This is a genomic window from Clostridium sp. MSTE9, from assembly GCF_000277625.1.
Lineage (GTDB): Bacteria > Bacillota > Clostridia > Oscillospirales > Acutalibacteraceae > Faecalispora > Faecalispora jeddahensis.
Genome location: NZ_AKFU01000035.1, coordinates 279702 through 303963, shown reverse-complemented (window position 1 = coordinate 303963; position 24262 = coordinate 279702). Strand labels below are relative to the sequence as shown.

Annotated in this window: 23 protein-coding genes and 2 pseudogenes; 13 read left to right on the top strand and 12 right to left on the bottom strand. The window is 52.9% G+C overall.

Going from position 1 to position 24262, the window contains the following annotated elements; translation table 11 throughout:
* Positions 1–214: 214 nt before the first annotated feature.
* From HMPREF1141_RS10290 to HMPREF1141_RS10275, 4 genes are all read right to left on the bottom strand, one after another.
* Positions 215–1132, bottom strand: a complete 918-nt coding sequence (locus HMPREF1141_RS10290; protein ID WP_009063734.1) for an undecaprenyl-diphosphate phosphatase — start codon at positions 1130–1132, stop codon at positions 215–217.
* 72 nt (positions 1133–1204) lie between these two features.
* Positions 1205–2014 carry an ATP-dependent Clp protease proteolytic subunit gene (locus HMPREF1141_RS10285; protein ID WP_009063556.1) on the bottom strand — a complete coding sequence of 270 codons (810 nt, stop codon included), beginning with the start codon at positions 2012–2014 and terminating at the stop codon, positions 1205–1207.
* A gap of 330 nt (positions 2015–2344) precedes the next feature.
* Positions 2345–3361, bottom strand: coding sequence for a DMT family transporter (locus HMPREF1141_RS10280; RefSeq protein WP_009063496.1), 1017 nt, complete (start codon positions 3359–3361; stop codon positions 2345–2347).
* A gap of 101 nt (positions 3362–3462) precedes the next feature.
* Positions 3463–3918: a YoaK family protein gene (locus HMPREF1141_RS10275; protein WP_242824596.1), complete on the bottom strand. Its 456-nt coding sequence runs from the start codon at positions 3916–3918 to the stop codon at positions 3463–3465.
* Positions 3919–3923: 5 nt separating this feature from the next.
* On the opposite strand from HMPREF1141_RS10275, the pseudogene HMPREF1141_RS17715 reads away from it, so the two are divergent.
* A pseudogene (locus HMPREF1141_RS17715) lies at positions 3924–4067 on the top strand (IS4/IS5 family transposase); the annotation flags it as partial.
* A gap of 105 nt (positions 4068–4172) precedes the next feature.
* Here the strand turns inward: HMPREF1141_RS17715 and HMPREF1141_RS10270 are convergent.
* The 3 genes and pseudogenes from HMPREF1141_RS10270 to HMPREF1141_RS10265 form a co-directional block, all read right to left on the bottom strand.
* On the bottom strand, positions 4173–5453 hold the full coding sequence (locus HMPREF1141_RS10270) for an oligosaccharide flippase family protein (protein ID WP_009063845.1): 1281 nt from the start codon (positions 5451–5453) through the stop codon (positions 4173–4175).
* 142 nt (positions 5454–5595) lie between these two features.
* A pseudogene (locus tag HMPREF1141_RS17710) lies at positions 5596–5709 on the bottom strand (DUF1275 family protein); the annotation flags it as partial.
* A gap of 183 nt (positions 5710–5892) precedes the next feature.
* Positions 5893–6777 carry a LysR family transcriptional regulator gene (locus tag HMPREF1141_RS10265; RefSeq protein ID WP_009063585.1) on the bottom strand — a complete coding sequence of 295 codons (885 nt, stop codon included), beginning with the start codon at positions 6775–6777 and terminating at the stop codon, positions 5893–5895.
* A gap of 334 nt (positions 6778–7111) precedes the next feature.
* Between HMPREF1141_RS10265 and HMPREF1141_RS10260 the strand changes: the two genes are divergently transcribed.
* Positions 7112–8467, top strand: a complete 1356-nt coding sequence (locus HMPREF1141_RS10260; protein ID WP_035316899.1) for a Na+/H+ antiporter NhaC family protein — start codon at positions 7112–7114, stop codon at positions 8465–8467.
* A gap of 106 nt (positions 8468–8573) precedes the next feature.
* On the opposite strand, the gene bioB is transcribed toward HMPREF1141_RS10260, so the two are convergent.
* The 5 genes from bioB to hemC form a co-directional block, all read right to left on the bottom strand.
* The gene (gene bioB, locus HMPREF1141_RS10255) at positions 8574–9548 is read right to left on the bottom strand and encodes a biotin synthase BioB (protein WP_009063698.1); all 975 of its coding nucleotides are present in this window, start codon (positions 9546–9548) and stop codon (positions 8574–8576) included.
* Between the two features lie 339 nt (positions 9549–9887).
* A complete protein-coding gene (locus HMPREF1141_RS10250) occupies positions 9888–11642 on the bottom strand; it encodes an FAD-dependent oxidoreductase (RefSeq protein WP_009063573.1) in 1755 nt (584 codons plus the stop codon).
* A 93-nt stretch (positions 11643–11735) separates the two neighbouring features.
* The gene (ahpC, locus tag HMPREF1141_RS10245; protein WP_009063554.1) at positions 11736–12302 is read right to left on the bottom strand and encodes an alkyl hydroperoxide reductase subunit C; all 567 of its coding nucleotides are present in this window, start codon (positions 12300–12302) and stop codon (positions 11736–11738) included.
* 144 nt (positions 12303–12446) lie between these two features.
* Positions 12447–13685 (bottom strand): glutamate-1-semialdehyde 2,1-aminomutase, encoded by a 1239-nt coding sequence (locus HMPREF1141_RS10240; protein WP_009064201.1) that lies wholly within the window; start codon positions 13683–13685, stop codon positions 12447–12449.
* A gap of 101 nt (positions 13686–13786) precedes the next feature.
* Positions 13787–14665 (bottom strand): hydroxymethylbilane synthase, encoded by an 879-nt coding sequence (hemC, locus tag HMPREF1141_RS10235; protein WP_009064001.1) that lies wholly within the window; start codon positions 14663–14665, stop codon positions 13787–13789.
* 440 nt (positions 14666–15105) lie between these two features.
* Between hemC and HMPREF1141_RS10225 the strand changes: the two genes are divergently transcribed.
* The 11 genes from HMPREF1141_RS10225 to HMPREF1141_RS10175 all read left to right on the top strand — a co-directional run bounded on the left by HMPREF1141_RS10225 (position 15106) and on the right by HMPREF1141_RS10175 (position 24098).
* On the top strand, positions 15106–15336 hold the full coding sequence (locus tag HMPREF1141_RS10225; protein ID WP_009063810.1) for an acyl carrier protein: 231 nt from the start codon (positions 15106–15108) through the stop codon (positions 15334–15336).
* Between the two features lie 46 nt (positions 15337–15382).
* A complete protein-coding gene (accD, locus tag HMPREF1141_RS10220; protein WP_242824587.1) occupies positions 15383–16261 on the top strand; it encodes an acetyl-CoA carboxylase, carboxyltransferase subunit beta in 879 nt (292 codons plus the stop codon).
* Complete coding sequence (locus HMPREF1141_RS10215) at positions 16258–17196, top strand: acetyl-CoA carboxylase carboxyltransferase subunit alpha (protein WP_009064371.1); 939 nt, start codon at positions 16258–16260, stop codon at positions 17194–17196. The genes accD and HMPREF1141_RS10215 overlap by 4 nt, the downstream gene beginning before the upstream one ends.
* Positions 17193–18134: a beta-ketoacyl-ACP synthase III gene (locus HMPREF1141_RS10210; RefSeq protein ID WP_009064355.1), complete on the top strand. Its 942-nt coding sequence runs from the start codon at positions 17193–17195 to the stop codon at positions 18132–18134. The genes HMPREF1141_RS10215 and HMPREF1141_RS10210 overlap by 4 nt, the downstream gene beginning before the upstream one ends.
* A gap of 14 nt (positions 18135–18148) precedes the next feature.
* Positions 18149–19081, top strand: coding sequence for a nitronate monooxygenase (locus tag HMPREF1141_RS10205; protein WP_009064237.1), 933 nt, complete (start codon positions 18149–18151; stop codon positions 19079–19081).
* Between the two features lies 1 nt (position 19082).
* Entirely contained in the window at positions 19083–20150 is a 1068-nt protein-coding gene (locus tag HMPREF1141_RS10200) for a nitronate monooxygenase family protein (protein ID WP_009064261.1), read from the top strand.
* Positions 20147–21082 carry an ACP S-malonyltransferase gene (fabD, locus tag HMPREF1141_RS10195; RefSeq protein ID WP_009063677.1) on the top strand — a complete coding sequence of 312 codons (936 nt, stop codon included), beginning with the start codon at positions 20147–20149 and terminating at the stop codon, positions 21080–21082. Before HMPREF1141_RS10200 ends, fabD begins: the two co-directional genes overlap by 4 nt.
* Entirely contained in the window at positions 21079–21822 is a 744-nt protein-coding gene (gene fabG, locus HMPREF1141_RS10190) for a 3-oxoacyl-[acyl-carrier-protein] reductase (protein WP_009064330.1), read from the top strand. Before fabD ends, fabG begins: the two co-directional genes overlap by 4 nt.
* Before the next feature lie 55 nt (positions 21823–21877).
* Positions 21878–23122, top strand: a complete 1245-nt coding sequence (gene fabF / locus HMPREF1141_RS10185) for a beta-ketoacyl-ACP synthase II (RefSeq protein WP_009064262.1) — start codon at positions 21878–21880, stop codon at positions 23120–23122.
* A 1-nt stretch (position 23123) separates the two neighbouring features.
* Entirely contained in the window at positions 23124–23552 is a 429-nt protein-coding gene (fabZ, locus tag HMPREF1141_RS10180; RefSeq protein ID WP_009063456.1) for a 3-hydroxyacyl-ACP dehydratase FabZ, read from the top strand.
* An 84-nt stretch (positions 23553–23636) separates the two neighbouring features.
* On the top strand, positions 23637–24098 hold the full coding sequence (locus HMPREF1141_RS10175; RefSeq protein ID WP_009064107.1) for a MarR family transcriptional regulator: 462 nt from the start codon (positions 23637–23639) through the stop codon (positions 24096–24098).
* Positions 24099–24262: the final 164 nt, after the last annotated feature.

Sequence of the window (24262 nt, the reverse complement as noted above, 5' to 3'; positions counted from 1 at the left end):
CACCTTGTTATAAAATTCATTCGCGTTATAGCTCTTCACTTCAAAATGGCCTAATGCAAATACAGTGATTTCTTTTCCGCCAAAGGCGGGGAAGAAATCAGCTTTTTAAAGTAATATAACTATACAACGTCTTATTCTCTGCCTCACCGTAAACGGAGAAGGAAAACATCTGATTGTAACATGTCATTCTATTTCGTTTTATGTTCATTCAAAATCAGGAAGGAAAGGTAACAATCCACCCGGTCTGGTGCTCAAATACACCGATCGCGATGGTCACAATTCCCAAAATCAATGTGTACCATACAAAAATCATCAGCTTGTCGGAGGCCACCATCCAGCGAAGCAGCTTGATCGCCAAAAAGCCAACGATCGCGGCAGTGATAACTCCCGCAAGAATCGGAGCGATTCCGACAGTAACCGGCTCATGTAAGGCATCCTTCAGTTCCAGTGCCGCCGCAGCCACAATCGCAGGAATTCCAATGACAAAGGAATAATCCAGTGCTGTTTGGCGGCTGATGCCGCGCATCAATCCGGCAGAAAGTGTGGAACCGGAACGGGAAAGCCCCGGGAACACCGCCGCCACGCATTGTGCAAAACCAACCGCAAGCGCATCCGGCACACCAAAGCTTCTTCTTCCCGATATCGCCCCGGCTCTTCCCCTGCCCCGCTGGCGCTTCGTTGCAAGAATGCCCAGCGTCAGCAAAATGGAAGTCGCGACCAGCGCGCAGCCCTCCACCACAATATCCGAATCCGTTGCCCACAGGTCGGCAAAATCCTTTACCTGGTACCCTGTGCCCGGCACAGGCACAAACAGCAAAAACAGAGGCAAAAGACCGATCATCAGCATGATAAGCAGCCGGCGGTCGGCGCTCATGTGAGACCAGCGGAATTTTCCGGTGAAAACGTCCCGCACCAAGCGGATCAACGCCACGATCAGACGAAGAATCAGCTCGCGGTAGACAATCAAAACGGCCAGCAATGTACCGATGTGAAGCATCACATCAAACAAAAGGCTGTCGACCTTTACCCCCATAAAATGCTGTGCCAGCGAAAGATGCCCGCTGCTGGAAACCGGCAAAAACTCCGTGGCACCTTGAACGATTCCCTGAATAATTGCTTGCAGAATACTCAACGTGAACCTCCGTCATATGTAATTCGGCGGCAGCCGCAGAGCGGAGCCGCCCGTATTTACGGCAGGGACCCATTATTTTGTGTCCTTTGCCGATTTCGGACTTTTTCTGGTAGAACGTGGTTTTATCTTTTTTTCTTTTGCGCGGTTTTCATCGATCATATTGCGCAGGCAGTCCAGCGCGTCTGAAAGCGTACCCACTGAATCGATCAAACCTTCCTCTACGGCATCGGAACCGGTAAGCACTGTTCCAACATCCATCACAAGCTCCTGCGTGTTCATCGAAAGCTCGTAAAAGCGCTCCGGCGACATTTTGGAATTCTGCGTGACAAACCGCGTGATCCTTTCCTGCATCCGCTGAAAATACTCCAGCGTTTGAGGAACGCCCAGCACCAGGCCGCTCATGCGAACCGGGTGAATCGTCATAGACGCGGACTGTGCGATAAAAGAATGCTTTGCGGCAACCGCCAGAGGAACTCCAATAGAGTGTCCTCCGCCCAAAACCAGCGAAACCGTCGGCTTTTTCATCCCGGCCATCAGCTCCGCAATGGCCAGACCGGCCTCTACGTCGCCGCCTACCGTGTTCAGAATAATCAGGAGCCCGTGAACCTTCGGCTCCTCTTCAATGGCGACCAGCTGCGGGATCACATGCTCATATTTTGTTGTCTTGTTCTGCGACGGCAAAATATAATGACCCTCCACCTGACCGATAATCGTCAGGCAGTGAATCATGTGATCGGGGTCCCCTGCCAAAATAGAACCATTCTCTGTAATTTGATCTGTTTGTTTTTCACTGCCAACCTGTGCGGGCTCGATCTCTTCTCTTTCATTATCGTTCTCGCGCGGGGATGGATTATCGATCTGCTGATTGCGGTGTTTACCCATTTGTTCAGCCACCTCCTACGTACTAGTGTGCCGTAAGGAGCGGCTTCTCATTCACAGGATAGTGCGAATTTCCCTTTTCTGAAACCTGTGGGAAACCGCAAAGTGAAAAAACAAAGCAGCCAAACGAAAAAACAACATGATTCCAACGAGATATCATAAATTTAAAAATTTGCTTTGGCTTGCGCTGTGAAGTTATTATAGCATTTTACACACGCTTCTTCAATGTGATTCCAAAGAAAAAGCCAGTGAAATCATTCGACAAACCCTGCATATCCCTGAAAAACATAAAAATCCCCTGCCGCTTGCGACAGAGGATTTGCGTAATTCAGATTATTCCGGGAGCACTTTTTCGGCGGTCTCCTCAGAAGCGATTTCCTGCGCTGCGGCTTCTCTCGGTACAACCTCCAGTACAGCGGCGGCCTTCTGGCGCTTCCAGCCGGGAATGAAAGTGATCATCGAACCGATCAAGATCAGTACGATACCGGCAATCTTTGTAGAGGTGAGCGGTTCCTGAAGAATCAGGAAAGCCAGAACCGGTGCGAGAGCCGGTTTGATAAAAAACACGAGCGAGGTAGTGATTGCCGAGGTTGCTTCCATCGCCATAAAGTAAAATGCAAAGCCCAGGCCGGTAACACCGACGCCGATATACAAAAGGCTGGGCAGCAGATCAGCAGTGATACCAGCAAAAATGGGAGTATTGGCAAACACGCCTAACCCAATATCGGTTAAGAAGCCGCCAAACCACGCTGTTTTTGTCAGCAGAACAAGGACAAACAGCTCTGCCGCACCAAAAATAAAACTGAAGCAGGTCGTGACGACGCTGCCGTAACGGGCGCTGTGCTTTTTGCCCATCACACTGTACAGCGCAAAGGTAATCGCCGCCAGAACCGAAAGAATGGTCCCCGTTGCGGAGCCTTTGGCATGGAAAGGATCGATTGTCACCATCATGCCGGTAAGGCTGACGAGGATAGAAACGATCGAATATTTATAAACCTTTTCTTTCAGAACCAGCGCGGCCAGTATCATGACAAACACAGGGTTGCAGCTGAACAAAATCGCAACGATCGACGCATCCGAATAAAGAACAGCCATCTGGTATACAACCATGCTGATGACGACACAGCAAAAGCCGGTAAGGGCTAAATACAGCAAATCCTTAGAGCTCAGTCGGCAATTTTTCTTCTTTAGATGCCGGAGTGCAAACGGCAGCAGCACCAGCGCGCCGATGGAAAAACGCAGCACGGTAATTTGCAGCGGATGGAACCCGCCTGCCGTGATTTTCAGCATGATCTCCATCGTACTGAAAAAAATAGTCGTAATCAGAATGTACAAATATCCCTTTTTCATATGTGACCTCTCCCAACCCCTATTTTATGTTTTCTGCCGGATACTTTTGTCCCGCAGTTCTGAACATTCACATCTTTTCAGGCCCATGGCATGCCGGGCCGCTATTCTGCATCATGGCGGACCAACAGCAAAACAAACGCAGCAGCCAGCAGCGCCGCGCCTGCCAGAATCGCAGACTCACGCCACAGACCAACGCAGAGATTGCCAAGCACTGCCCCAAGCGTAAAAATCGCGATCATGAAATAGAACATAAGGCCCCTTTTCATCATCGATCTTTCTTTTGTATAAACAGAATCGCAGATCAACTGTGCCGCCGAACGAAGATTCCCAGTACACATGATCGTGGCTACCGGAGTGCCGTCGATCTTCCGAAAGCTTTCCGCCTGAACGCCGCAGGCAAAAGAAATCAGATTATTTGCCAGCAGATTGTTGCTTTGCGGAATAAAAGCCACCAACAGCAAAATCAAAGCCTCAAATAAAATCCCAATCTGCCGCCAATGAATTTTCCGGAAATTGCACAGCGGATACTGAATCAGCGCAACCAGAGCAATTCCGATCGTAAGCATTAAAAAAGGAACGTCATTTAGTAATATGCTTTTTTAATAAAATCAAACATTTTTGCAGAGTTGCAACTCGGTATGATAAGCTGGCAACATCCTTTCTTGCCTTTGTTTATTGTGCTTCCATATTCACTTTGTGCAAATAGTATAGGAAACGTGAGTTTTCAGACACACCCTAGAGACGCTAAGGGCATGACAGAATTTATACCAGCTTTTAAAATGATTTTCAACGCTGGGGAACCCAGAAAATGTCACGCGATGCTCTTAACAATCTTTTGGCAGAAGCGGTAGAAGATCAGATACGCCGCTGCCATCGGCAGACTGGCCGCAAGTAGATACTGCGCATAAGTCATCGGGATAACCATCGTCAATAGCGACGGAATCAAAACCACGGCGAGCAAAAAGAACTGCCATACCATCGTTGCCTTTTGGCGCCCAAGCGCAATGGCAGTGTTCGTGAGCGGCATTACCACAAAGCGCACCATAAATAATGGAATCAAATATCTGAGATATTCCGCCATAGGCCGCCATTGCTCTCCTAAAAATCTGGAAATGATGGGTTCGCCCCACAACAGCAAAATACCAAATGGGAACACAGAAATGATAATCAGCCATTTTGTCACAGTCGAAAATGTTTTACTGAGCTTTTTGCCGTTGTGTTTATCTGCGGACGCGCCTTGCAAAAACACCTGAGAAACCGCATTGGAAATCAGTTGAAGCGGCTGTCCCAATATCCGGTTGATTAGGCTGTAATACCCATTCATCACTGCACCGTAATTCATCTGAGTAAACACCCCCATCATATTCATGGCAAAGCTGTTGGCGATGGCGCTCGGCAGCATGTATTTGGGGTACACCATATTTTTACGCGCTACTTGTTTTAAAAAGGAGAGGTGGAACATCGAGCGATGAATGCGGCCTTTTAATGTCATCAGCATGCGTAAATTACCAAACAAAAACGACAAGAACTGCCCGATAATCAACCCCCAGTAGCCGAAGCCAAGGAAGGCAAGCCCTATCTGAGCGACGACCATCACCGAAACGCGGATAATGTTGGAGATGGAAATCACCTTGTATTTCTCAAACCGCACATTGAAATAGTTGAGTGCGTTAGTAAGTCCACAGATAAACGTCGTGAGTGGCACCATCCAGAGTGTATACTCCGCACCGCCCGTGAGCTTTAGCGCGGCACCAACATTGGAGATAAAGGGCCACATCGCAAGGCCAATCACCGCCGAAAACAAAGCAGACAGCGACGCACTGAGTACAAAAGCACCGCCCGCCTCCTCGTCACTGTCTACCACCACAATGGCGTAATCGTAGCGAAAACAGGCGATTTGCTGCGTGATGCCCGTTATCGAAACATAGATGCCGTAAACTCCTTGCAGCTCCGGCCCATAGAGCCGGCCCAAAATGTACATGGCGGCAATCGGAATCAACTGTGCCGCGGCCGTGCCGCTGCTCAGGACTGCCACATTTTTAAAAAATTGGTTTTTTCGCAGGGATTTTATTTTAGACGCTACAAAAGACAAATTGCGACCCCCTATGAAATATTAGGTGTAGGAAGTTGGAGTTGAGTGGGCGCTGTTTGCTCTCGTTATTTTAGTGAGCATTGCACTATTGAATAAAAAATAGTAGAATATCCCTATTATTGTCTCCCGCTTTCTGTAGGATACTAGCAAAAACGCCCCCGCGGCACACAAAAGAATAGGCGTCCATAAAGCCGCCCGCAAGTATCAAAAGGATACCAAGCTCAATTGATTCTGAAACCTGTTTAGACCTTTGCATGTTCTTCCCTCATTGCAAATCTGTGAGTTTTATCCTGGCCGCACTTTTATTGCAGCTTACTCAGGCCGCCTGATTTTCGCTGGTGGAAACCCCTTTGCATCAGCTTTTTATCTGCTTGAAAAAGTATGCCTCAATCAGTTTAACGCAGCAAATTCAGAATGTCTATCCCTTTCGTGTGTTTTTTCACGATCCATTTTCCTCATCCCGACAGAGGTCGATCATCTCTGTCATGGCGTCCGTCAGATATTTTCCTTTATGATAGACTGCCTTGAACCATCTGCGGAACTGCATGTGGCTGACATCGACCATGCAGAGCTTCCCTGCTTCGCATTCCTCTTTTACCGCGAGGTGTGAAATTACAGAAACCCCCAGCCCCTCCTGCACGGCCAGTTTAATGGTATCTGCGTTATTGCAGATCCAGCCTTCCCGCCAGGTGAGTGATTTCGCCGCCATTTCATCTTCAAAGGTTTTACGGGTTCCGCTGCCCTTTTCGCGGATGATAAAGGTTTCCTGCTCCAGTTCCTCAGGGGCGATCTGCCTGCGCCCGGTAAAACGATGCTGCGTACCGCAGATCAGCACCAGCTCATCGCTGAGAAAAGGAAGTGTCACAAGATCGGAGGATACCGTATCTCCCTCCACAAGCGCCAGATCAAGCTGGCCTCCCAGCAGCATCGCCTCAATATTCGCCGTGTTGTCCTCCACAACGAACACTTCTGTTCCCGGCCGGTTTTGCTGAAAGCGCGACACCAGCTTCGGCAGCACATAGGCTCCGATGGTTACGCTGGCCCCTACCCGGATCGAACCGTCCTTTTGCAGGGCTTTCATATTGTCTTCTGCCTCAAGGTCCATCCGGACGATCTGGTTCGCGTAGCGCATCAGCTTTTTCCCGGCGGTAGTCAGGTAAAGCTTGCGGGACATCCGCTCGAACAGGCGCACACCGTAGTGCTTCTCCATCTCTGCAATTGCCTGGCTTACGGCTGACTGGGAGAGAAACAGATTTTCCGCGGCAGCCGTCATATTCATACAGTCACAGACTGCCAGAAAAATTTTATAATGCCGCAAAGTCATACGGTTTGTTCTCCTTCATTTTCATTGAAAGGGCATTCTCATCGATAAGAAAATAGAAACTAAATCGTTTTGATGATACTATTTTACTTATGAAAAATCAAGCAGGAGTGTTCCCTTCCATTCTTTCCTCCATATTTTATTATGGAAAAAGGTTGGAAACTCCCGACGATTTCGCTATAATAACCTCACGCCGCATACAAAAGCGAAGCTTTTGGCGGCTGAGAGAACATTGAAGCACCGGCCAGTTCATTTTTATTCTCCAGGGGGTTTTCATAAATCACGTCTGAGTTTGTGCTATAATGAAATACAATTTAAATTGGTGGGGGAATTGGATTTGGCAGAACGAATCACGCTATCTTTGTTTTTATTGGGACTCGTTGCTTGTATTTTAGGTGGATTTCAAATCCTGTACGCGCTGGCATTTGGTCTGGTCTGTTTTGTCGTCTATGGTCTTTTGAAGAAACATACGCCTCGTCAGATGGTCACCATGATGCTGGACGGTATTCGTGGTGCAAAAAACATTCTGATCATCTTTTTGTTGATTGGCATCCTGACCTCTGTGTGGCGGTCGTCGGGAACCATTCCATTTTTGATTTATCATGCCGTTCAGGTGCTGAATCCCAGCTTCTTTGTGCTGTACACATTCCTTTTGTGCTGCATGATGTCCTTCCTGATGGGAACCTCGTTCGGAACGGCGGCCACCATGGGCGTTGTGTGTATGATGATCTCACGCTCGCTTGGAATCGATCCGGTTCTTTCGGGCGGAGCAATACTGGCAGGCTCTTATTTCGGTGACCGCTGTTCGCCGATGTCCTCCAGCGCGCTGCTGGTCAGCGAGCTGACCGATACCAATATTTACGATAACATCCGGCGTATGCTGAAAACGGCGGCCATCCCTTTTGCTCTTTCGTGTCTGTTGTATCTGGTGGCGCGGGGGGCTTCTTCCCAAACCGGCAGCGTGGCGTCTTTAGACATGTTTCGCGAGCATTTTAACCTCTCTTTTGTTGTGGTGCTGCCTGCGCTGCTGATCATCATCCTGTCGCTGTTCCGTGTGCCGGTAAAGCGAACCATGCTGCTGAGCATTCTCGTTGCGGGCGTGATCTGCCTTACCGTACAGAAAATCCCTCTGACTCAGCTGCTCCCCAGACTGCTGCTGGGCTATGAGTCACCGAATGCCGAGCTTGCGGCTCTGCTGAACGGCGGGGGGATTCTTTCCATGGCAAAGGTGGCCGGGATCATCCTGATTTCCACCTCTTATTTTGGCATCTTCAAGCAGACGGAGCTCCTGACGGAGGTTCGCAGGCTCGTGGAAGCCTCTGCCTCAAAAATCACCCCATTCGGCTCTGTGCTGTTTACCTCTGTGGTGATGAGTGCGATCAGCTGCAATCAGACGCTGGCCACGATGCTGACTTTTCAGATGTGCGATTCCATTCTGCCCGACAGAAAAAAACTGGCGATCGTACTGGAAGATACCGTGATCGTGATCGCGCCGCTGATTCCCTGGAGCATTGCGGGCGGCATGCCCCTGACAACTGTTGGAGCGCCGACCATGAGCATTTGGTTCGCGTTTTATCTGTCCCTGCTCCCCATTTTCAGCTTCGGGATGGAGCTGCTCCTGAACCGAAAAAATAAGCAGACCGCAGCAGAGGAAATTGCGGAATCACTGCCGAATACGGAAGAAAGCAAATGATCCTTACTACATATGCAAGCGAAAAAGAGCACCGGGAATGGTCGAAGCCATCCCCGGTGCTCTTTTATGTTATGATGGGTAATCTTGTTCGCAAAAACAATATGAATCAGACCCGAACCTGACGGCGCAGCTGAAAGCCGGCCTTGGTGAACATTTCGAAATCCTCTTCCACCGTATTGCCGGAAGTAGTCAGCATGTTGCCTGTAATCGAAGCATTTGCACCGGTGTGCAAAGCCAGTCGGCCGCAGTCTGTCATGGAATTGCGTCCGCCGGCCAGACGGATGTTGGCTGTGGGGTTGATCAACCGGAACAGCGCAATCGTACGCAGAATTTCAGGCTCGGGCAGCAAGGGCTGATCCTGCAGGGGAGTACCCGGAATTGCCATCAGCACATTGACAGGGATCGATTCAACACCCAGATCGCGCAGCTCAAAAGCCATATCCAGACGATCGCTCATTTCCTCGCCCATTCCGATAATGCCGCCGCTGCAAATCTCAAGCCCTGCTTTTTGGGCCGCCCGGATGGTTTCGATCTTATCATCGTACGTATGAGTGGTGCAGACCCGCGGAAAAAACCTGCGGGAGGTTTCGAGGTTATTATGAATGCGGGTAATGCCGGCCTCTTTCAGGCGCAGAAACTGCTCGTAATTAATGAGGCCATGAGAAGCGCACAGCTGAATATCGGACTGCTCATGAATTTTGGCGTAGGCACGGCACAAAACGTCGACCTCTGCGTCGGATACCCGTACCCCGGAGGTAACGACCGAAAAACGGTCCACTCCTGCCTCAGCGGTTTGCAGGCCCTCTTCTACAATGCGGTCTACTGTGAGCAGCGGATATTCCTCTACCCCGGTTTTATGTCCGCGGGCCTGTGCGCAATACTTACAGTTTTCGGTACACAAACCGCTTTTTCCGTTTAGAATCGAACAGGTATCCAGTGTATTGCCGTTCAGCTTTTCGCGGATTTCATTCGCCGCTTCACACAATTCCTCAAGCGGTGCTTTCAGCAATTCTTCTGCTCCGGGGCGGTCAATCTCCCCGCCGGACAGAATTTTTTCTTTCCAAATCTGCACGATACTCATTTCGTGACATCCTCCTAATCAATTGCCATTCACTGTTCTTGATAGCCATACAACTTGGAAAACAACATTCCTTTCCCCACCCGTCTTCGGTAAGGAAAATGATCCCGCAGGGTTTGATGTTGCGCTGATTCAGTTGTCTGACGATCTGGCAGGCCCGCTGAAAAAACATGTTTGCCTTATTGTAGCAGGCTCATTTTATATTGTCAACCATATTTATGATTATTTAGTTTACAATTTGAAAAATTCAGGTTGACGGAAAGGAGTCTCTGGGACGAAAGAATAAAAAAACAGAGCCCCCAGCCTGATTGGCCGAAAGCCCTGCAAAATGTGAAAGTGAAATCAGCCCTCCATCGCTTTCTGGAGAACCTGATCGAATGACTGCGCCCCAAAGGTGGCCTGCTCATTGCTGTTGACGATGAGAGCGGGGACACTCATGATGTGATACTTCTCCCGAATATCCGGGAACAAAGCCACATCCATCATTTCCGCCGTGACGTTTCCTCCGCTGACGATCGCAATGGAATGCGCCGCCGCAACGACGTCGGGGCAATACGGGCACGCAAGCGTTACCCCTATCTTCAGCGTGGTGTTAGGCGGAAGCTGACGGATTTTCTCCAGCTGCTCCTCAGTCAGCTTATCCTCCGCAGCCAGATGGAGAATGCCCAGTACAAACGAATTAATTTCGTGGCCGCCGGGAACCCCGCTGAACTTCACTCCGCTGAAACGGCCGTTCTCGTCCAGAAAAGCAGCGAGGGGATAACGCTCAATTCCAAGCGACTGCTCCAGCTCAGGGTCTTCACCCTTCTGCAGCACACGCAGATGGATCAGATCGCTCAGCGGCTCTATTTCGCGAAGGAAGCCCTCCAGCTCCAAAGACTTCTGATTTGAAGGATCGACTACCGTAACGATCGTCATTTCTTTTTTCAGGCGCTGGAATACCTGTGCCAGCTGTTCCTTCAGCTCACCGCCCAAATAGGTTCCGTCTGAAACAAAAGCAGGATTCTCTGCTTTGTCCTCCTTTTGTTCCGGCTCAGGTTCAGCTGTTGCAGCATCTTCCTCAAACATCGGAAGGCCCAGACGTTCCTTTTCGCTGGTGATATACTTTTCAGCCGAGGTGGCCGCCACCGCACCGTCAGCCACCGCGGTAACGATCTGGCGCAGCAGCTTCGGACGCAGGTCGCCGGCGGCAAAAACGCCCGGTACATTGGTGTGCATGGCATCGTCGGTCAGAATATATCCATCCTCATCCATATCCACCTGTTCGCGGAACAGCTCGGTCGCGGGGTCGTACCCCACAAAAACGAACACGCCGAATGTTCCATTTTCCCCGGCGTCATACACGCTCGTTTCTCCGGTCAGCTTATCCTGAAAGTATGCCCGGCGAGGCAAACTGTCTCCTTCTACCTTTTCAAGCAAGGTGTTATACTTTACAGTGATCTTCGGATGCGCAATTGCCTTCTCCGCTACTGTTCTTGCACAGCTGAAGTCTTTGCCGCGGATGACAATCGTAACCGATTTGGCAAAGCGGGTCAGGTAAATAGCCTCCTCTGCCGCGGCATAGCCTCCCCCGATCACGAAGATATCGAGCCCACTGAAAAATTCGCCGTCGCAGGTGGCACAGTACGCAACTCCGTGCCCGCTGTAAAGCTCTTCCCCTTTAAATCCGCCGTGACGGGGCGATGCCCCGGTTGCAATGATCACCGCGCGGCTTTGATACGTTCCGGAGGTGGAATAGAGCTTTTTGATCTCTCCAGACAGTTCCACCCGCTCGATCTCAGCTGTTTCAATCTTTACGCCAAAATCCCGGACGTGATTTTTCATCTCTTCCACAAGCTCCGGGCCGCTCGTCCTGCGGATGCCGGGGTAGTTCACGACCTCTGCGGTATTCCCCACCTGACCGCCCGGATTGCTTTTTTCCAGAATCAGCGTCTTAAGCTTTGCACGCCCCGCATAAACACCGGCAGCCAGTCCCGCACTGCCGGCCCCGATGATAATCAGATCATAAATCGGATTCATGTTGTAATACTCCCCTTTAAAAATAGCCGCCGCCATTCCGGCAGCGGCCTTTTCATTATCATTATTCCACTCATTCAAAACCCTTGATATCTTCCCCTTCTTTTGGAAGGGGAAGATATCTCCGTTTTCTTATCAGTTCACTTGATAAAGCAAACTGACGTTATTTCGTTATTACAGCTTACCAACCAGATTCAGGCTGGGAGAAAGGGTCTCTTCGCCGGGCTTCCACTTAGCGGGGCAAACCTGGTCGCCGTGTTTGTCGACAAACTGAGCGGCCTGCACCTTACGCAGAACCTCTTCTGCATTTCGGCCGATTCCCAGATCATTCACCTCGTAGGCGACAATCTTGCCCTGCGGATTTACGATAAAAGTACCGCGCAGCGCCAAACCGCCGGATTCCACATAAATCCCAAGCTCTTTCGAGAGCGCCCCGGCCCGGTCGGCCAGCATGGGATACTGAATTTTCTTGATGGTGTCGGAGGCATCCGCCCAGGCCTTATGAACATACTGGCTGTCGGTCGATACGGAATACACCTCTACGCCAATCTTCTTGAAATCGCTGTAATGATCTGCCAGATCGCCGAGCTCTGTCGGGCAAACGAAGGAAAAATCAGCCGGGTAGAAAAACAGGATGCTCCACTGGCCTTCCAAATCCTCGCGGGAGATCTCCTTGAGCTCACCCTGATGATACGCCTGCAGTTTAAAATCCGGGAGTTCACGTCCAATTAAGTTTGTCATATCAAATTTACCTCCTATACGTATCATAAATTTTTGAAACTGCTTTCGCAGTTATCCTTTACTAACACACATTATACAGGAAGATGATTTGAATTTCAATAGATTTTTAAGAATAATTATTATTTTTAAAAATATTTTTCCAACTTATGCCAGAAACTCGGCCGAAGCCTCCAAAAACATTTCTACATCGCGCTCTGTGTGAGCGCCGGAGAGAAAGATGGGTTCAAACTGAGACGGCATCATAAAGATACCGTTTTCCAGCATATGGGAAAAATAGCGGACAAACTCCCCTTTGTCACTGCTTTGGGCATCCTTGTCATTTTTGACAGGGCCAGGCGTAAAGAGCAGGCTGCTGACAGAGCCAACGCCGCCGACTGTGCACTGCGGGAACAGTCGGCGCAGGCCTGCCCGCAGCTTTTCCCCTTCTCTTGCCAGTTTTTCATATAAAAGAGGCTGGTTCAATACCGAACTCAGCTGCGCAAAGCCAGCCGCCATTGCCACCGGATTCCCGTTGCAGGCATCCGTCTGGTACACGGGCCCTACGGGAGCCAGCTGCTCCATGATCGCTCTGCTCCCGCCAAAGGCGCCCGCCGGCAGCCCTGCCCCGATGATCTCTCCGAAGATAGTCATATCCGGCTTTACCCCATAGTATTCCTGTGCGCCGCCAAGGGCCAGCCGAAATCCGGTGACTGTTTCGTCAAAAATCAGAATGGTTTTGTTTTGGCTGCAAAGCTTTCGCAGGTCCTGTAAAAATTCCGGTTCCGGTTCAACGATTCCCATGTGAGCCGCCAGCGGCTCTATGACCACTGCGGCAATCTGCCCCTTATTCTTTTCAAATAAACGTTCCACACTGCTCAGATCATTATATTGCGCCACAAGCGCGTCCTCATCGCTGCCGCAGGGCAAAGAAAATCCAGAGGAATCCCCTTCCCCCTCCACCGCGTCAAAGCTGCCGTGGCGGCACCCGGAAAATTTGATCAGGCGTTTTCTGCCTGTTACGCTGCGTGCCACGCAAACCGCACTCAAAATCGCTTCGGTGACGGAGCTGACCATTCGCACCATCTGGACGGACGGAACCAGCTGAACGATCAGCTTTGCCAGCTTCAGCTCGGTTTCGGCGCAAGCCTCGTAATTCAGGCCGTTCTGGACTGCCTCGAGCACAGCCTTTCTCACCAAAGGCGGATTATGCCCCAGCAGCGCGGCGCCCCCGGAACACACAAAATCAATATAAACATGACCGTCCACATCGTAAACACGGGATTCATCCGCACGGCGGATAAAGCGGGGCGTCTGCCCTATTTCTGCAAATGAACGCAGAGGGTTGTTTACCCCGCCGGGGATATACCGGGCCGCTTCCTCAAACAACTGCTCAGAACGAGTCATAGATTGATTTCTCCCTTCGGTTGGTTCCAGATAGATATTAAAATTTCACAGTCAATGCAAACACCTTTCTTATGTAAGAAGCAATCATTGCCGCCTGTCCGTCACCCATTTTCATACCATTGCTTGACTTCCTCCGCCAGGCGTTCCCCAAGCTTTCGCGCTTCAGAGAGCGGACCGGTCAGTTGCCGCTTGCAGCTTCGCTCACCGTCACTGTAAAAGCCGGTCAGCTGCAATTCGTTATCCTGTATTTGCGCAAACGCAGCGATCGGGTTATTGCAGGTATCTTCAAACAATTCAATGAACGTACGCTCCGCCTTTGCACAGCACCGGCTGAGAAAATCATCTACGCCTGAAAGGCAGTCGTGAACCTCATCCTCTCTGGTCATGACGGCCAGAATCCCCTGCCCTGCCACCGGAACGATCTCCTGCTCCGAAAAAACCCGGCTGCTGCGGTTGCGGATTCCCAAACGGGCCAACGCATCACAAGGCAGAATCAGTGCAGAATAATCCCCGCGGTCCAAGCGTTTGAGCCTGCTTTGAACATCCCCGCGGATTGGGGCGATGTCAAAACGGGGATACAATACCCCTGCCTGCATGCGGCGATGTGCGCCAGACGCGCCGATCGGCCTCTCCGTATCCGGGTGCTCTGTCCCGCTGGGCAGAACCAGAGTGTCTTTTGCATCTGAACGCGCAGAATACGCCGCAATGGAAAGCCCGGGCGTAAGCTGCGGGGGAAGCTCTCCCAGATCGCACACGGCCAGATCGATTCTTCCGTCCAGCAGCGCCCGATCCAGTTCCCCAACCGGTGTCTCCTTGTGGGCCGTTTCCTCTGTCAGGTCCAGCACCTGTTCCTCTGCCTGTGCAACAGTCACCATATCCAACTGGCAGGAAGAGTCCGCTCTTTTTATTTTCTGCAGGATTCGTTTCGCATGGATCACCGCAAGCGCGTTGTCACGGCAGCCAATCCGTATTCTTTCCATCTGCAACCTCCGATCATTGCAGTCTATTCCCGTCTGTCCGGTTCAGTATCCATATCACTGTGCATCAGACAAAATCCACCCTCAAAATGGTGCGCATCTTTTTTATCACAGGAAAAAGTCAAAAAACACCCGCTGGGATTCCGGCCCGCGAGCGAATCATTTAAAATATGCTGTCTGTTTTCGCCTTTTCCAAATCCAACCGCTTTCCGATGCTTCTGCAGGCCAGCATTAAAATCCAATTTATGGTACGGATCATCTTGTTCCTGATTTTACCGGATACCATGCGAAAAGTCAAGCAGAGCATGCTTTTTTCGGGGCTGTCCCATTCTTTTACAGAAATTTTTCTTGACTTTTTACGGCAATTGGAATACCATAACATTAAATTTTTTTAATTAAATATTTTTAACTATTTCACAGTTTTCGGAGAAGAGGTTACAATCATGATTTTTGAAAAAATCAGAGATTTAATCGTGAGCAGAACCAACCTCAGCGAAAGTGTTGTGACTATGCAGGCCAGCCTGAAGGATGATCTTGGCCTGGATTCGTTCGACCTTGCAGAGCTGGGGATGGAATTGGAGGACGCCTTTACCGTCACAATATCCGACGAAGAGCTGATCGCCTTTCATACCGTAAGAGATATTGTTACATTTATGGAAAACAACAAAGAATAAAACGAACAGGGTTGATTTTGTTTTTACCGAAAGAAAGGAACAGGCCATGAATCAACATTCCCCACATCCTAAAATGACCTTATTCTCGATGCTTCGCCTGCCTACCCAAAAGGCCCGCAAAGAATCGAGCGAAAAAGAAATTCTGGGCTACACCACCTGCCCGGGCTGCAAAAAAGAAATCTTACGGGCACACTTGTCCGATCGGCAGATGGTCTGCCCCCAGTGCGGGCATCATCTTCCGATTTCTGCGAAGGAGCGCCTGAATATGCTGGCGGACCCGGGAAGCCTGCGGATTCTCGATCTGCCTGCCTGCCCGGAAAACCCGCTGGATTTCCCCGGGTACCCGGAAAAGCTGGAAGAAAGCCGGCAGAAAACAGGGCTGCCTGAGGCTGCTTTGTTCGCTTCTCTGAAGATTTACAACCAGCCCGCCGTTGTGGCGGTGCTGGACAGCCGCTTTTTTATGGGCAGCATGGGCGTTCAGGTAGGCGAAATCGTCACCAGTGCCGTGGAATACGCCCTGGAAAAACAGCTTCCCCTGATTATTTTCAGTGCCAGCGGCGGCGCAAGAATGCAGGAGGGAATCCTCTCTTTGATGCAGATGGCAAAAACCAGCGCGGCGCTGGCCCGTTTTGCAAAGGAGGGCGGCCTGTATATCTCTTACCTGACGCACCCGACAACCGGAGGAGTCAGCGCCAGCTTTGCGGGTCTTGGCGATATCACACTCGCGGAGCCCGGCGCGCTGATCGGTTTTGCCGGCCCCCGCGTCATTGAGCAGACCATCCGCCAGAAGCTGCCCGAGGGCTTTCAGCGCGCGGAATTTCAGGAGGAACACGGTTTTGTGGACCGCATTGTGCCGCGCGGCGAAATGAAGTCCACCCTGGGCTTTCTGCTGCTGATTCATCAAAAAGGAGGGATGCCCGCATGATCAAAGAGACAGAGCTTCAGCTGGACCAGCTGGATCAAGAGCTTGCCGCCCTGCGGGAAAAATCCAAAGTTCCCCAGCTGCGCATCTGGCAGCTGGAGGGAGAACGCAGAAAGCTGCTCGAAGCCTACCCCGAGCTTACCCCGGCCGATAAGGTCTATCTGGCCCGCCGGCCGAAGCGCCCCGGCGTACGCGATTACACCGCGGCGCTGTTTCAGGATTTCTTTGAACTGCGGGGCGACCGCCTGAATAAAGACGACAAGAGCATTCTGGGCGGCGTAGCGTTTTACCACGGGATTCCCGTAACGGTGATCGGTCACTGCAAAGGAAAAAACCTGGATGAAAACCTGTACTATAATTTTGGAATGCCCGGCCCCGAGGGATACCGCAAAGCCCTGCGCCTGATGAAACAGGCGGAAAAATTCGGGCGCCCCATCATCACCTTTATTGATACGCCCGGCGCGTTCCCGGGTCTGGAAGCGGAAACGAACGGCCAAAGCGAAGCGATTGCGCGCAATCTGGCCGCGATGAGCCAGCTTTCGGTGCCTGTGATTGCCGTGGTTACCGGGGAAGGCGGCAGCGGCGGCGCTCTGGCGCTCGGCGTTGCAAACCGCCTGCTGATGCTGGAAAACGCTGTGTATTCCGTCCTGTCACCCGAGGGCTTCGCCTCTATTTTGTGGAAGGATTCCTCCCGCAGCGCCGAAGCCAGCGGCATGATGAAGCTGACAGCTCAGGATTTGCTCCGTTTCGGCGTAGCGGATGAAATTGTGCCGGAGCCGCGCGGCGGCGCTCACCGGACCCCCGATGCGGTTTACACCGCGCTGGATGAGGCTTTGCTGCGAAACCTGAAGGAGCTGCTGCCCCTCAGCGGAGAACGGCTGGCCAATCAGCGATACGATAAATTCAGAAAAATCGGCACGTCAAAGGAGGCCATATGACCGGAATTCATATTTTAGGAACCGGGCGCTGCGTTCCGGAGAAAATCGTCACAAATGATGACATCAGCAAGCTGACAGATACCAATGACGAGTGGATTTCTACCCGCACTGGAATCCGTCAAAGACATTTTGTGCAGGGAGAAAGCAATGCGGACCTGGCGACCGCCGCCGCGCAAAAGGCGATGGAACGCGCGGGAGCGAAGCCGGAGGAAATCGGCGCCTGCGTGGTAGCCACCTTTACGCCCGACCACATGTCCCCTGCCGTTGCCACACAGGTGCAGCACCGTCTTTCCCTGCCGGAGGACTGCCCCTCCTTCGATATCAGCGTCGGCTGCACAGGCTTTCTGTACGGCCTGACTGTCGTTCGGGGGCTTTTGCTGCAAAGCGGTTATTCCCGCGCGCTGCTGATCGGCAGCGAAGTTATTTCTAAAGTGCTGGATTTTGATGACCGGAGCACCTGTGTTTTGTTCGGTGACGGCGCGGGCGCGGCAGTCATCGAACTTTCGGACGATTACGCCTTTACCAGCGTGCTGGGCTGCCGCGGCGACGATACGCTGCTGGGCTGCACCAACGAATCGGGAACGGAACGCCACCGCATTTTCATGAACGGGAGCGACGTATTCCGCTTTGCGGTGGAAACGGTGCCCCGCTGCATTGAAGAAACCCTGCAGAAAGCGCAGCTTTCCGCAGATCAAATCGATTATTTTGTATGCCATCAGGCAAATCAGCGCATCATTTCCAGTGTGATCCGCAAAACACATCTTCCCGAAGAAAAATTCTACATGAACGTACAGAATTACGGCAACACTTCTGCCGCAAGCATCCCGATCGCTCTGGACGAAATGGCGGAGCAGGGCATGCTTTCGCCCGGAACACACACGCTTTGTGTCGGATTCGGAGCGGGCCTCACCTGGGGCGGCGCAGTTCTGGAATGGTAAAAGGAGGAATCAACATGAGACTGAACAACTGGCTCGGAATTGAATTTCCGTTTATACAGGGCGGTATGGCCAACATCGCCACCGGCGAATTTGCAGCAGCGGTTTCGAACGCGGGCGGGCTTGGCCTGATCGGAGCCGGCGGAATGAATCTGGATTCCTTTCGGGAAAACATCCGGATCTGCAAGGAGAAAACCGATAAGCCTTTCGGCGCAAACATTATGCTGATGCACCCGCAGGCCAAAGAAATGGCAGAGCTGGCGGCGGAAGAAAAAATTCCCGTCATCACAACCGGCGCGGGCAATCCCAGCTCTTATATCTCCATGTGGAAGGACGCGGGCGCAAAGGTCATCCCGGTCGTACCCGGCGTGGCTCTGGCCAAGCGGGTAGCGGAATACGGCGCCGACGCCGTGATCGCGGAGGGAACCGAAAGCGGCGGGCATGTCGGCGAGCTGACCACCATGGCACTGGTGCCGCAGGTAGCGGACGCGATAGACCTGCCTGTGATCGCCGCGGGCGGCATTGCCAGCGGGCGGCAGCTTTTGGCGGCGTTCGCGCTGGGAGCCATCGGCGCACAGCTCGGCACCTGCCTGCTCGTCAGCGAGGAATGCCCCATTCACTCCAATTACAAGGCGGCAATCCTCAAGGCCAAGGATAACGGCACAACCGTTACCGGCCGTTCGGCGGGTGTTCCTGTCCGCCTGCTCAAAAATAAAATGGCCCGCGAATACCTGAAAAAGGAAGCTGCGGGAGCCGATAAAATGGAGCTGGAGCATTACACGCTCGGTTCTTTGCGCCGCGCCGTGTTTGACGGCGATGTGGACAACGGTTCGCTGATGGCGGGCCAGGTAGCGGGACAGCTGCGCGACATCAAGCCCCTGCGTCAGATTTTTGAGGAGCTTTATCAGGGATATCTTGATACCCTGACAAAGCTGGAACAGGAGCGCTGATATGGTTCTTGTCAAGGAACGGCCCCTGCTGCTGCCAATCATTCAGGGCGGCATGGGGATCGGCGTTTCCCTCGGGAATCTGGCGGGCCACGTTGCAAAGCACGGCGCAATGGGCGTGATCAGCGCGGCCAACCCCGGCTTTGCGGCGCCGGATTTCTGGAAGAATGCCATGCGGTGCAACATTGCCGCTTTAAAAGAGCAGATTCAGAAAGCAAAACAGATTGCACAGGGCAACGGGTGGGTTTCCATCAACGCCATGGTCGCCACCACCCACTATGAAGAAACCATCCAGGCAGCAGTGGAGGCAGGCGCAGACGCGGTGATTTCCGGAGCCGGTCTCCCCTCGGATCTTCCCGCTTATGTGAAGGGCAGCCAAACGGCGATCGCCCCCATCGTTTCGAGCGGAAGAGCGGCACACACCATCTGCCGCCTGTGGGATAAACGGCATCAGGTCTGCCCCGATTTCATCGTGATCGAAGGGCCGATGGCCGGAGGACACCTCGGTTTTCATGCGGAAGAGCTGGAGAACGGCAACGCCCAGACCCCCGAGCAGATTCTGCCGGAGGTACTGGCGGAAATCAAACCGTATGAAGAGAAATACCAAAGACGCATTCCGGTGTTCGTGGCCGGGGGCGTTTATACCGCGGAGGATATTGCGCGGTTTTTGAAGCTGGGCGCAGCGGGCGTGCAAATCGGCACCCGCTTTATCGCCACAGAGGAATGCGACGCTTCAGAGCGTTATAAAGAGATTCTGGTCGCTGCAAAAAAAGAGGACATCTGCCTCATCAAAAGCCCGGTGGGAATGCCGGGCCGCGCGCTGAATTCTCCGCTGATTCAGCGCCTGCGCAAGGAGCTGCGCATTCCGGTTCAGAAATGCGCCGACTGTCTGCACCCGTGTGATCCCGCGACAACACCGTACTGCATTACCAAAGCGCTGTCTGAGGCTGTGCGCGGCAACTGGGAGGAAGGCTTATTCTTCTGCGGCAGCAACGCCTGGCGGCTGGATCGCATCCTGCCGGTGCAGAAGCTGCTGGAGGAACTGAAACAAGGATGGAGGGATTCTCAATGAAATTGGCTTTTTTATATGCGGGACAAGGAAACCAGCATGTCGGGATGGGCATGGATCTGTATGAGCAGTACCCAGAGTTCCGGCGCTTCTACGACACCGACGCCGCCGGATTTGATCTGAAAGCGCTGATTCAGAATGGCCCCGACGAAGAACTGAACCAGACGCGCAACACCCAGCCGTGCATGGTGGCCTTTTGCGCTGGTATCACCGCTCTTCTCGAGCAGGAGGGTATTGTTCCTGAAATGGTAGCCGGACTGAGCCTTGGGGAATACTCCGCTCTGACAGCCGCCGGTGTGTTTGATCCCGACACCGCGATTGCCCTGACGGCATTTCGCGGCAAGGCGATGGAAACCGCCGTGGGCGATTTGCCCTGCGCAATGGCCGCAATCATGAATCTGGACCGCGGTGAGCTGCAGAAGGTCTGCGATGAGGCCTCCGCTTTGGGCGTGGTGGAAATCGCAAACTACAACTGCCCCGGCCAGCTGGTCATTGCCGGTGAAAAAGCCGCCGTGGAAAAGGCGGGCGAACTGGCGCTCGCAGCCGGAGCCCGGCGCTGCATTCCGCTTCACCTGCCCGGCCCGTTCCACAGCTCGCTGATGCACCCCGCCGGGGATGCGCTGGCTGATTATTTCAAAAACATTTCTTTTGGGGAGATGAAATTCCCCGTGATCTTCAACACCACCGCAAAGCCCTTGCAGCCGGGAGAAAGCATCCCCGCTCTGCTGGAGCGCCAGGTGCAGAGCAGCGTGTATTTTGAAGATTCCATCCGTTATATGGAGCAGGCCGGAATCGACACTGCGGTAGAAATCGGCCCGGGCAAGGTTCTTGCCGGGTTTGTGCGCAAAACAACCAAGAACATCAAAACGTACTCCGTAGAAGACGCCGAAAGCCTGCGCGCCACAATCGAAGCGCTGAAAGGAGCCGCACAATGAGCCAGACTGTCAGAACCGCCATCGTTACCGGCGGCAGCCGCGGCATTGGCCGCGCCATTTGCAAGCACTTCGCCGCCGAGGGCAAAAACCTTGTGATCAACTACGCAGGCAACCTTCAGGCCGCGGAAGAAACCGCCGCCGAATGCCGTGAGCTCGGCGCACAGGTCATTCTGGTACAGGCGGACGTTTCCTCTGCCGCAGGCTGCGAAGAACTCTTCGCGAAAGCGCAGGAGGCCTTTAAAACCGTGGATATTCTCGTCAATAATGCCGGCATCACCCGCGACGGGCTGATTCTGCGCATGAGCGAAGATAATTTTGACGAAGTGATCAATACCAATCTCAAGGGCGCGTTCCTGTGCATGAAGCTCGCTTCCCGCATCATGATGAAGCAACGCTGGGGGCGAATCATCAACATGAGCAGCGTGGCCGGTGTGCGTGGGAACCCCGGGCAGGTCAACTATTCCGCCAGCAAGGCGGGGCTGATCGGCATCACCAAATCACTGGCTAAAGAGCTGGCCGGACGCAGCGTGACGGTAAACGCCGTCGCCCCCGGCATGATCGAAACCGACATGACCGGCGTACTGCCGGATGCAGTAAAGGAGCAGCTTCTGCAGGGCATCCCCATGTCCCGTGCCGGAAAACCCGAAGAAATCGCCGCGGCCGTTGCCTTTTTTGCCAGCGAAGAGGCCGGATACATCACCGGCCAGGTGCTTTGCGTAGACGGCGGAATGGCCGTTTGACCACCACTTTCAAACAGAATTACCGCCAATGAGCGGACATTTTCAGGAGGTTACTATGACGGAACGACGTGTTGTCATCACCGGACTGGGGGCGGTTACCCCCATCGGCCTGACCGCAGACGAAACCTGGCGCTCCGCAAAGGACGGCGTCTGCGGAATCGGAGAAATCACACTGTACGATACTTCGAATCAAAAAGTAAAAATTGCCGGTGAAGTCAAAAACTTTCAGCCGGAAAACTATATCGATAAGCGCGAAGTCAGAAAGCTCGACCGCTTTACGCAGCTCGCTATCGCCGCCGCGGATCAGGCGTTCCATGACAGCGGCATCGTTACAGAGCAGGAGAATGCGTACCGCTGCGCCGTGATCGTTTCCAGCGGCATCGGCGGACTGGGCACGATTGCGGACGAGCACGCGCGCGGCGAGCAGAAGGGCTTTGACCGCGTTTCCCCGTATTTTATCCCGATGTCCATTGCCAACATGGGCGCGGCGCACATCGCGATCCGCTGCGGCTTTCGCGGTATGGTCACCTGCCCGGTTACCGCCTGCGCCGGCGGCACCAACGCCGTGGGAGACGCCATGCGCCTGATTCGCGGCGGTCACGCGGAGGTCGCCATCTGCGGCGGCGCGGAGGCCTCCATCACCCCGCTGGGGATCGGCGGCTTTACCTCGATGAAGGCGCTGTCGGAATCAAACGACCCGAACCGGGCCTCTATCCCCTTTGACAAGGAGCGCGACGGCTTTGTGATGGGCGAGGGCGCTGCGATGCTGGTGCTGGAAGGCCTGGAGCACGCGCAAGCGCGCGGTGCAAAAATCTACGGAGAAGTGATCGGTTACGGCTCTACCTGCGACGCGTATCACATTACGGCTCCCGACCCGGACGGGGGCGCCGCACAGGAAAGCATGCGTCAGGCAATTGAGGACGCCGGAATCACTCCCGAACAGGTTGACTATATCAACGCACACGGAACCTCTACCCCGCTGAACGATAAAGGCGAAACCGCCGCTGTGAAAGCGGTGTTCGGCGAATACGCCAAACGCCTGATGATCAGCTCTACCAAGTCGATGACAGGCCATCTGCTGGGAGCCAGCGGCGCGGTGGAAGCGCTTTTATGTGTCCTTGCACTGAAAGAGGGCTTTGTCCCCCCCACCATCAACTACCGGGTACCGGATGAAGAGTGCGATCTGGACGTTGTGCCGAATACCGGCCGCAAGGCCGATCTGCGCTATGCGCTCTCGAACTCTCTGGGATTTGGCGGGCATAACGCCAGCCTGATCCTCAAACGCTGGGAGGGAGAATGACATGCAGCTCGATTCCAATCAGATTCAGGAGATCCTGCCCCACCGCTACCCGTTCCTGCTGGTGGACAAAATCGTAGACGGCGAGCCTGGCGCGTGGGCCAAGGGAATCAAATGTGTTACCGCAAACGAACCGTTTTTCTGCGGGCATTTCCCGCAGAAGCACGTGATGCCCGGCGTGTTGATCATTGAGGCGCTGGCCCAGGTAGGCGCTGTCGCAATTTTATCCGTGGAAGAAAACCGCGGGAAGATCGCGTTTTTCGGCGGCATTAAAAATGCCCGCTTCAAGCAGCAGGTGGTGCCCGGCGACGTGCTGGAGCTCACCTGCGAGCTCACCCGCCAGCGCGGGCCGGTCGGCTTTGGAACCGCCACAGCTACCGTAAACGGCAAGGTAGCTGCTTCTGCCGAGTTAACCTTTGCCATCGGCGGCTGAAACCTGCAGTGAACATGCCTACGAAATTTGACGCGGGCGGCCCTGTGCCAGAGGGTGCCCGCATGCCCGCAAAGGAGATCACGAATGCTTGAACAATCCTTGTCAGACGTATATACAAAATTTAAGCTTCATTTTTATCGGAAGGTATTTTCCCGGTTTGAAAGCCGCGAAGCGAGCCTGACTACGGTGGAAACTTACTGCATTGAAATTATTCATGCGTTGGAGCACCCAACGGTCAATGAATTTGCCTCCTTTGCCCAGATATCCCCTCCCAACGCGGCTTATAAGGTGACGAACCTGATCCAGAAGGGGTATCTCAAAAAAATCCGTTCTAAAACGGATAAGCGGGAGTATTTTTTAGAGGTCACTCCGAAATATTTTGAGTATTACAATCTGAATCACGGCTATATTCTGACCGTGATTGACCGGATCAAGGACCGTTTTACCCCGCAGGAGGTCACTCTGTTGGATCATATTCTGACCGTGATGTACGACGAGCTGATGCCGGAGGTTCCCCTTCCGCACAGAAATCAGGATCTGCCTTGAGAGCGGCGTAATTCATATGTTGCTGTCTCTGTCAAAGCGAAAAGTGGTACCAGCCGCTTTTCGCTTTCTTTTGTTTGACCACAGCGGGATAGGCGTGCTATAATCTGAAATGCAATCCATGTAAAAACGACAATTTCTCCCTCACCGAAGGCGCGGGAGAAATC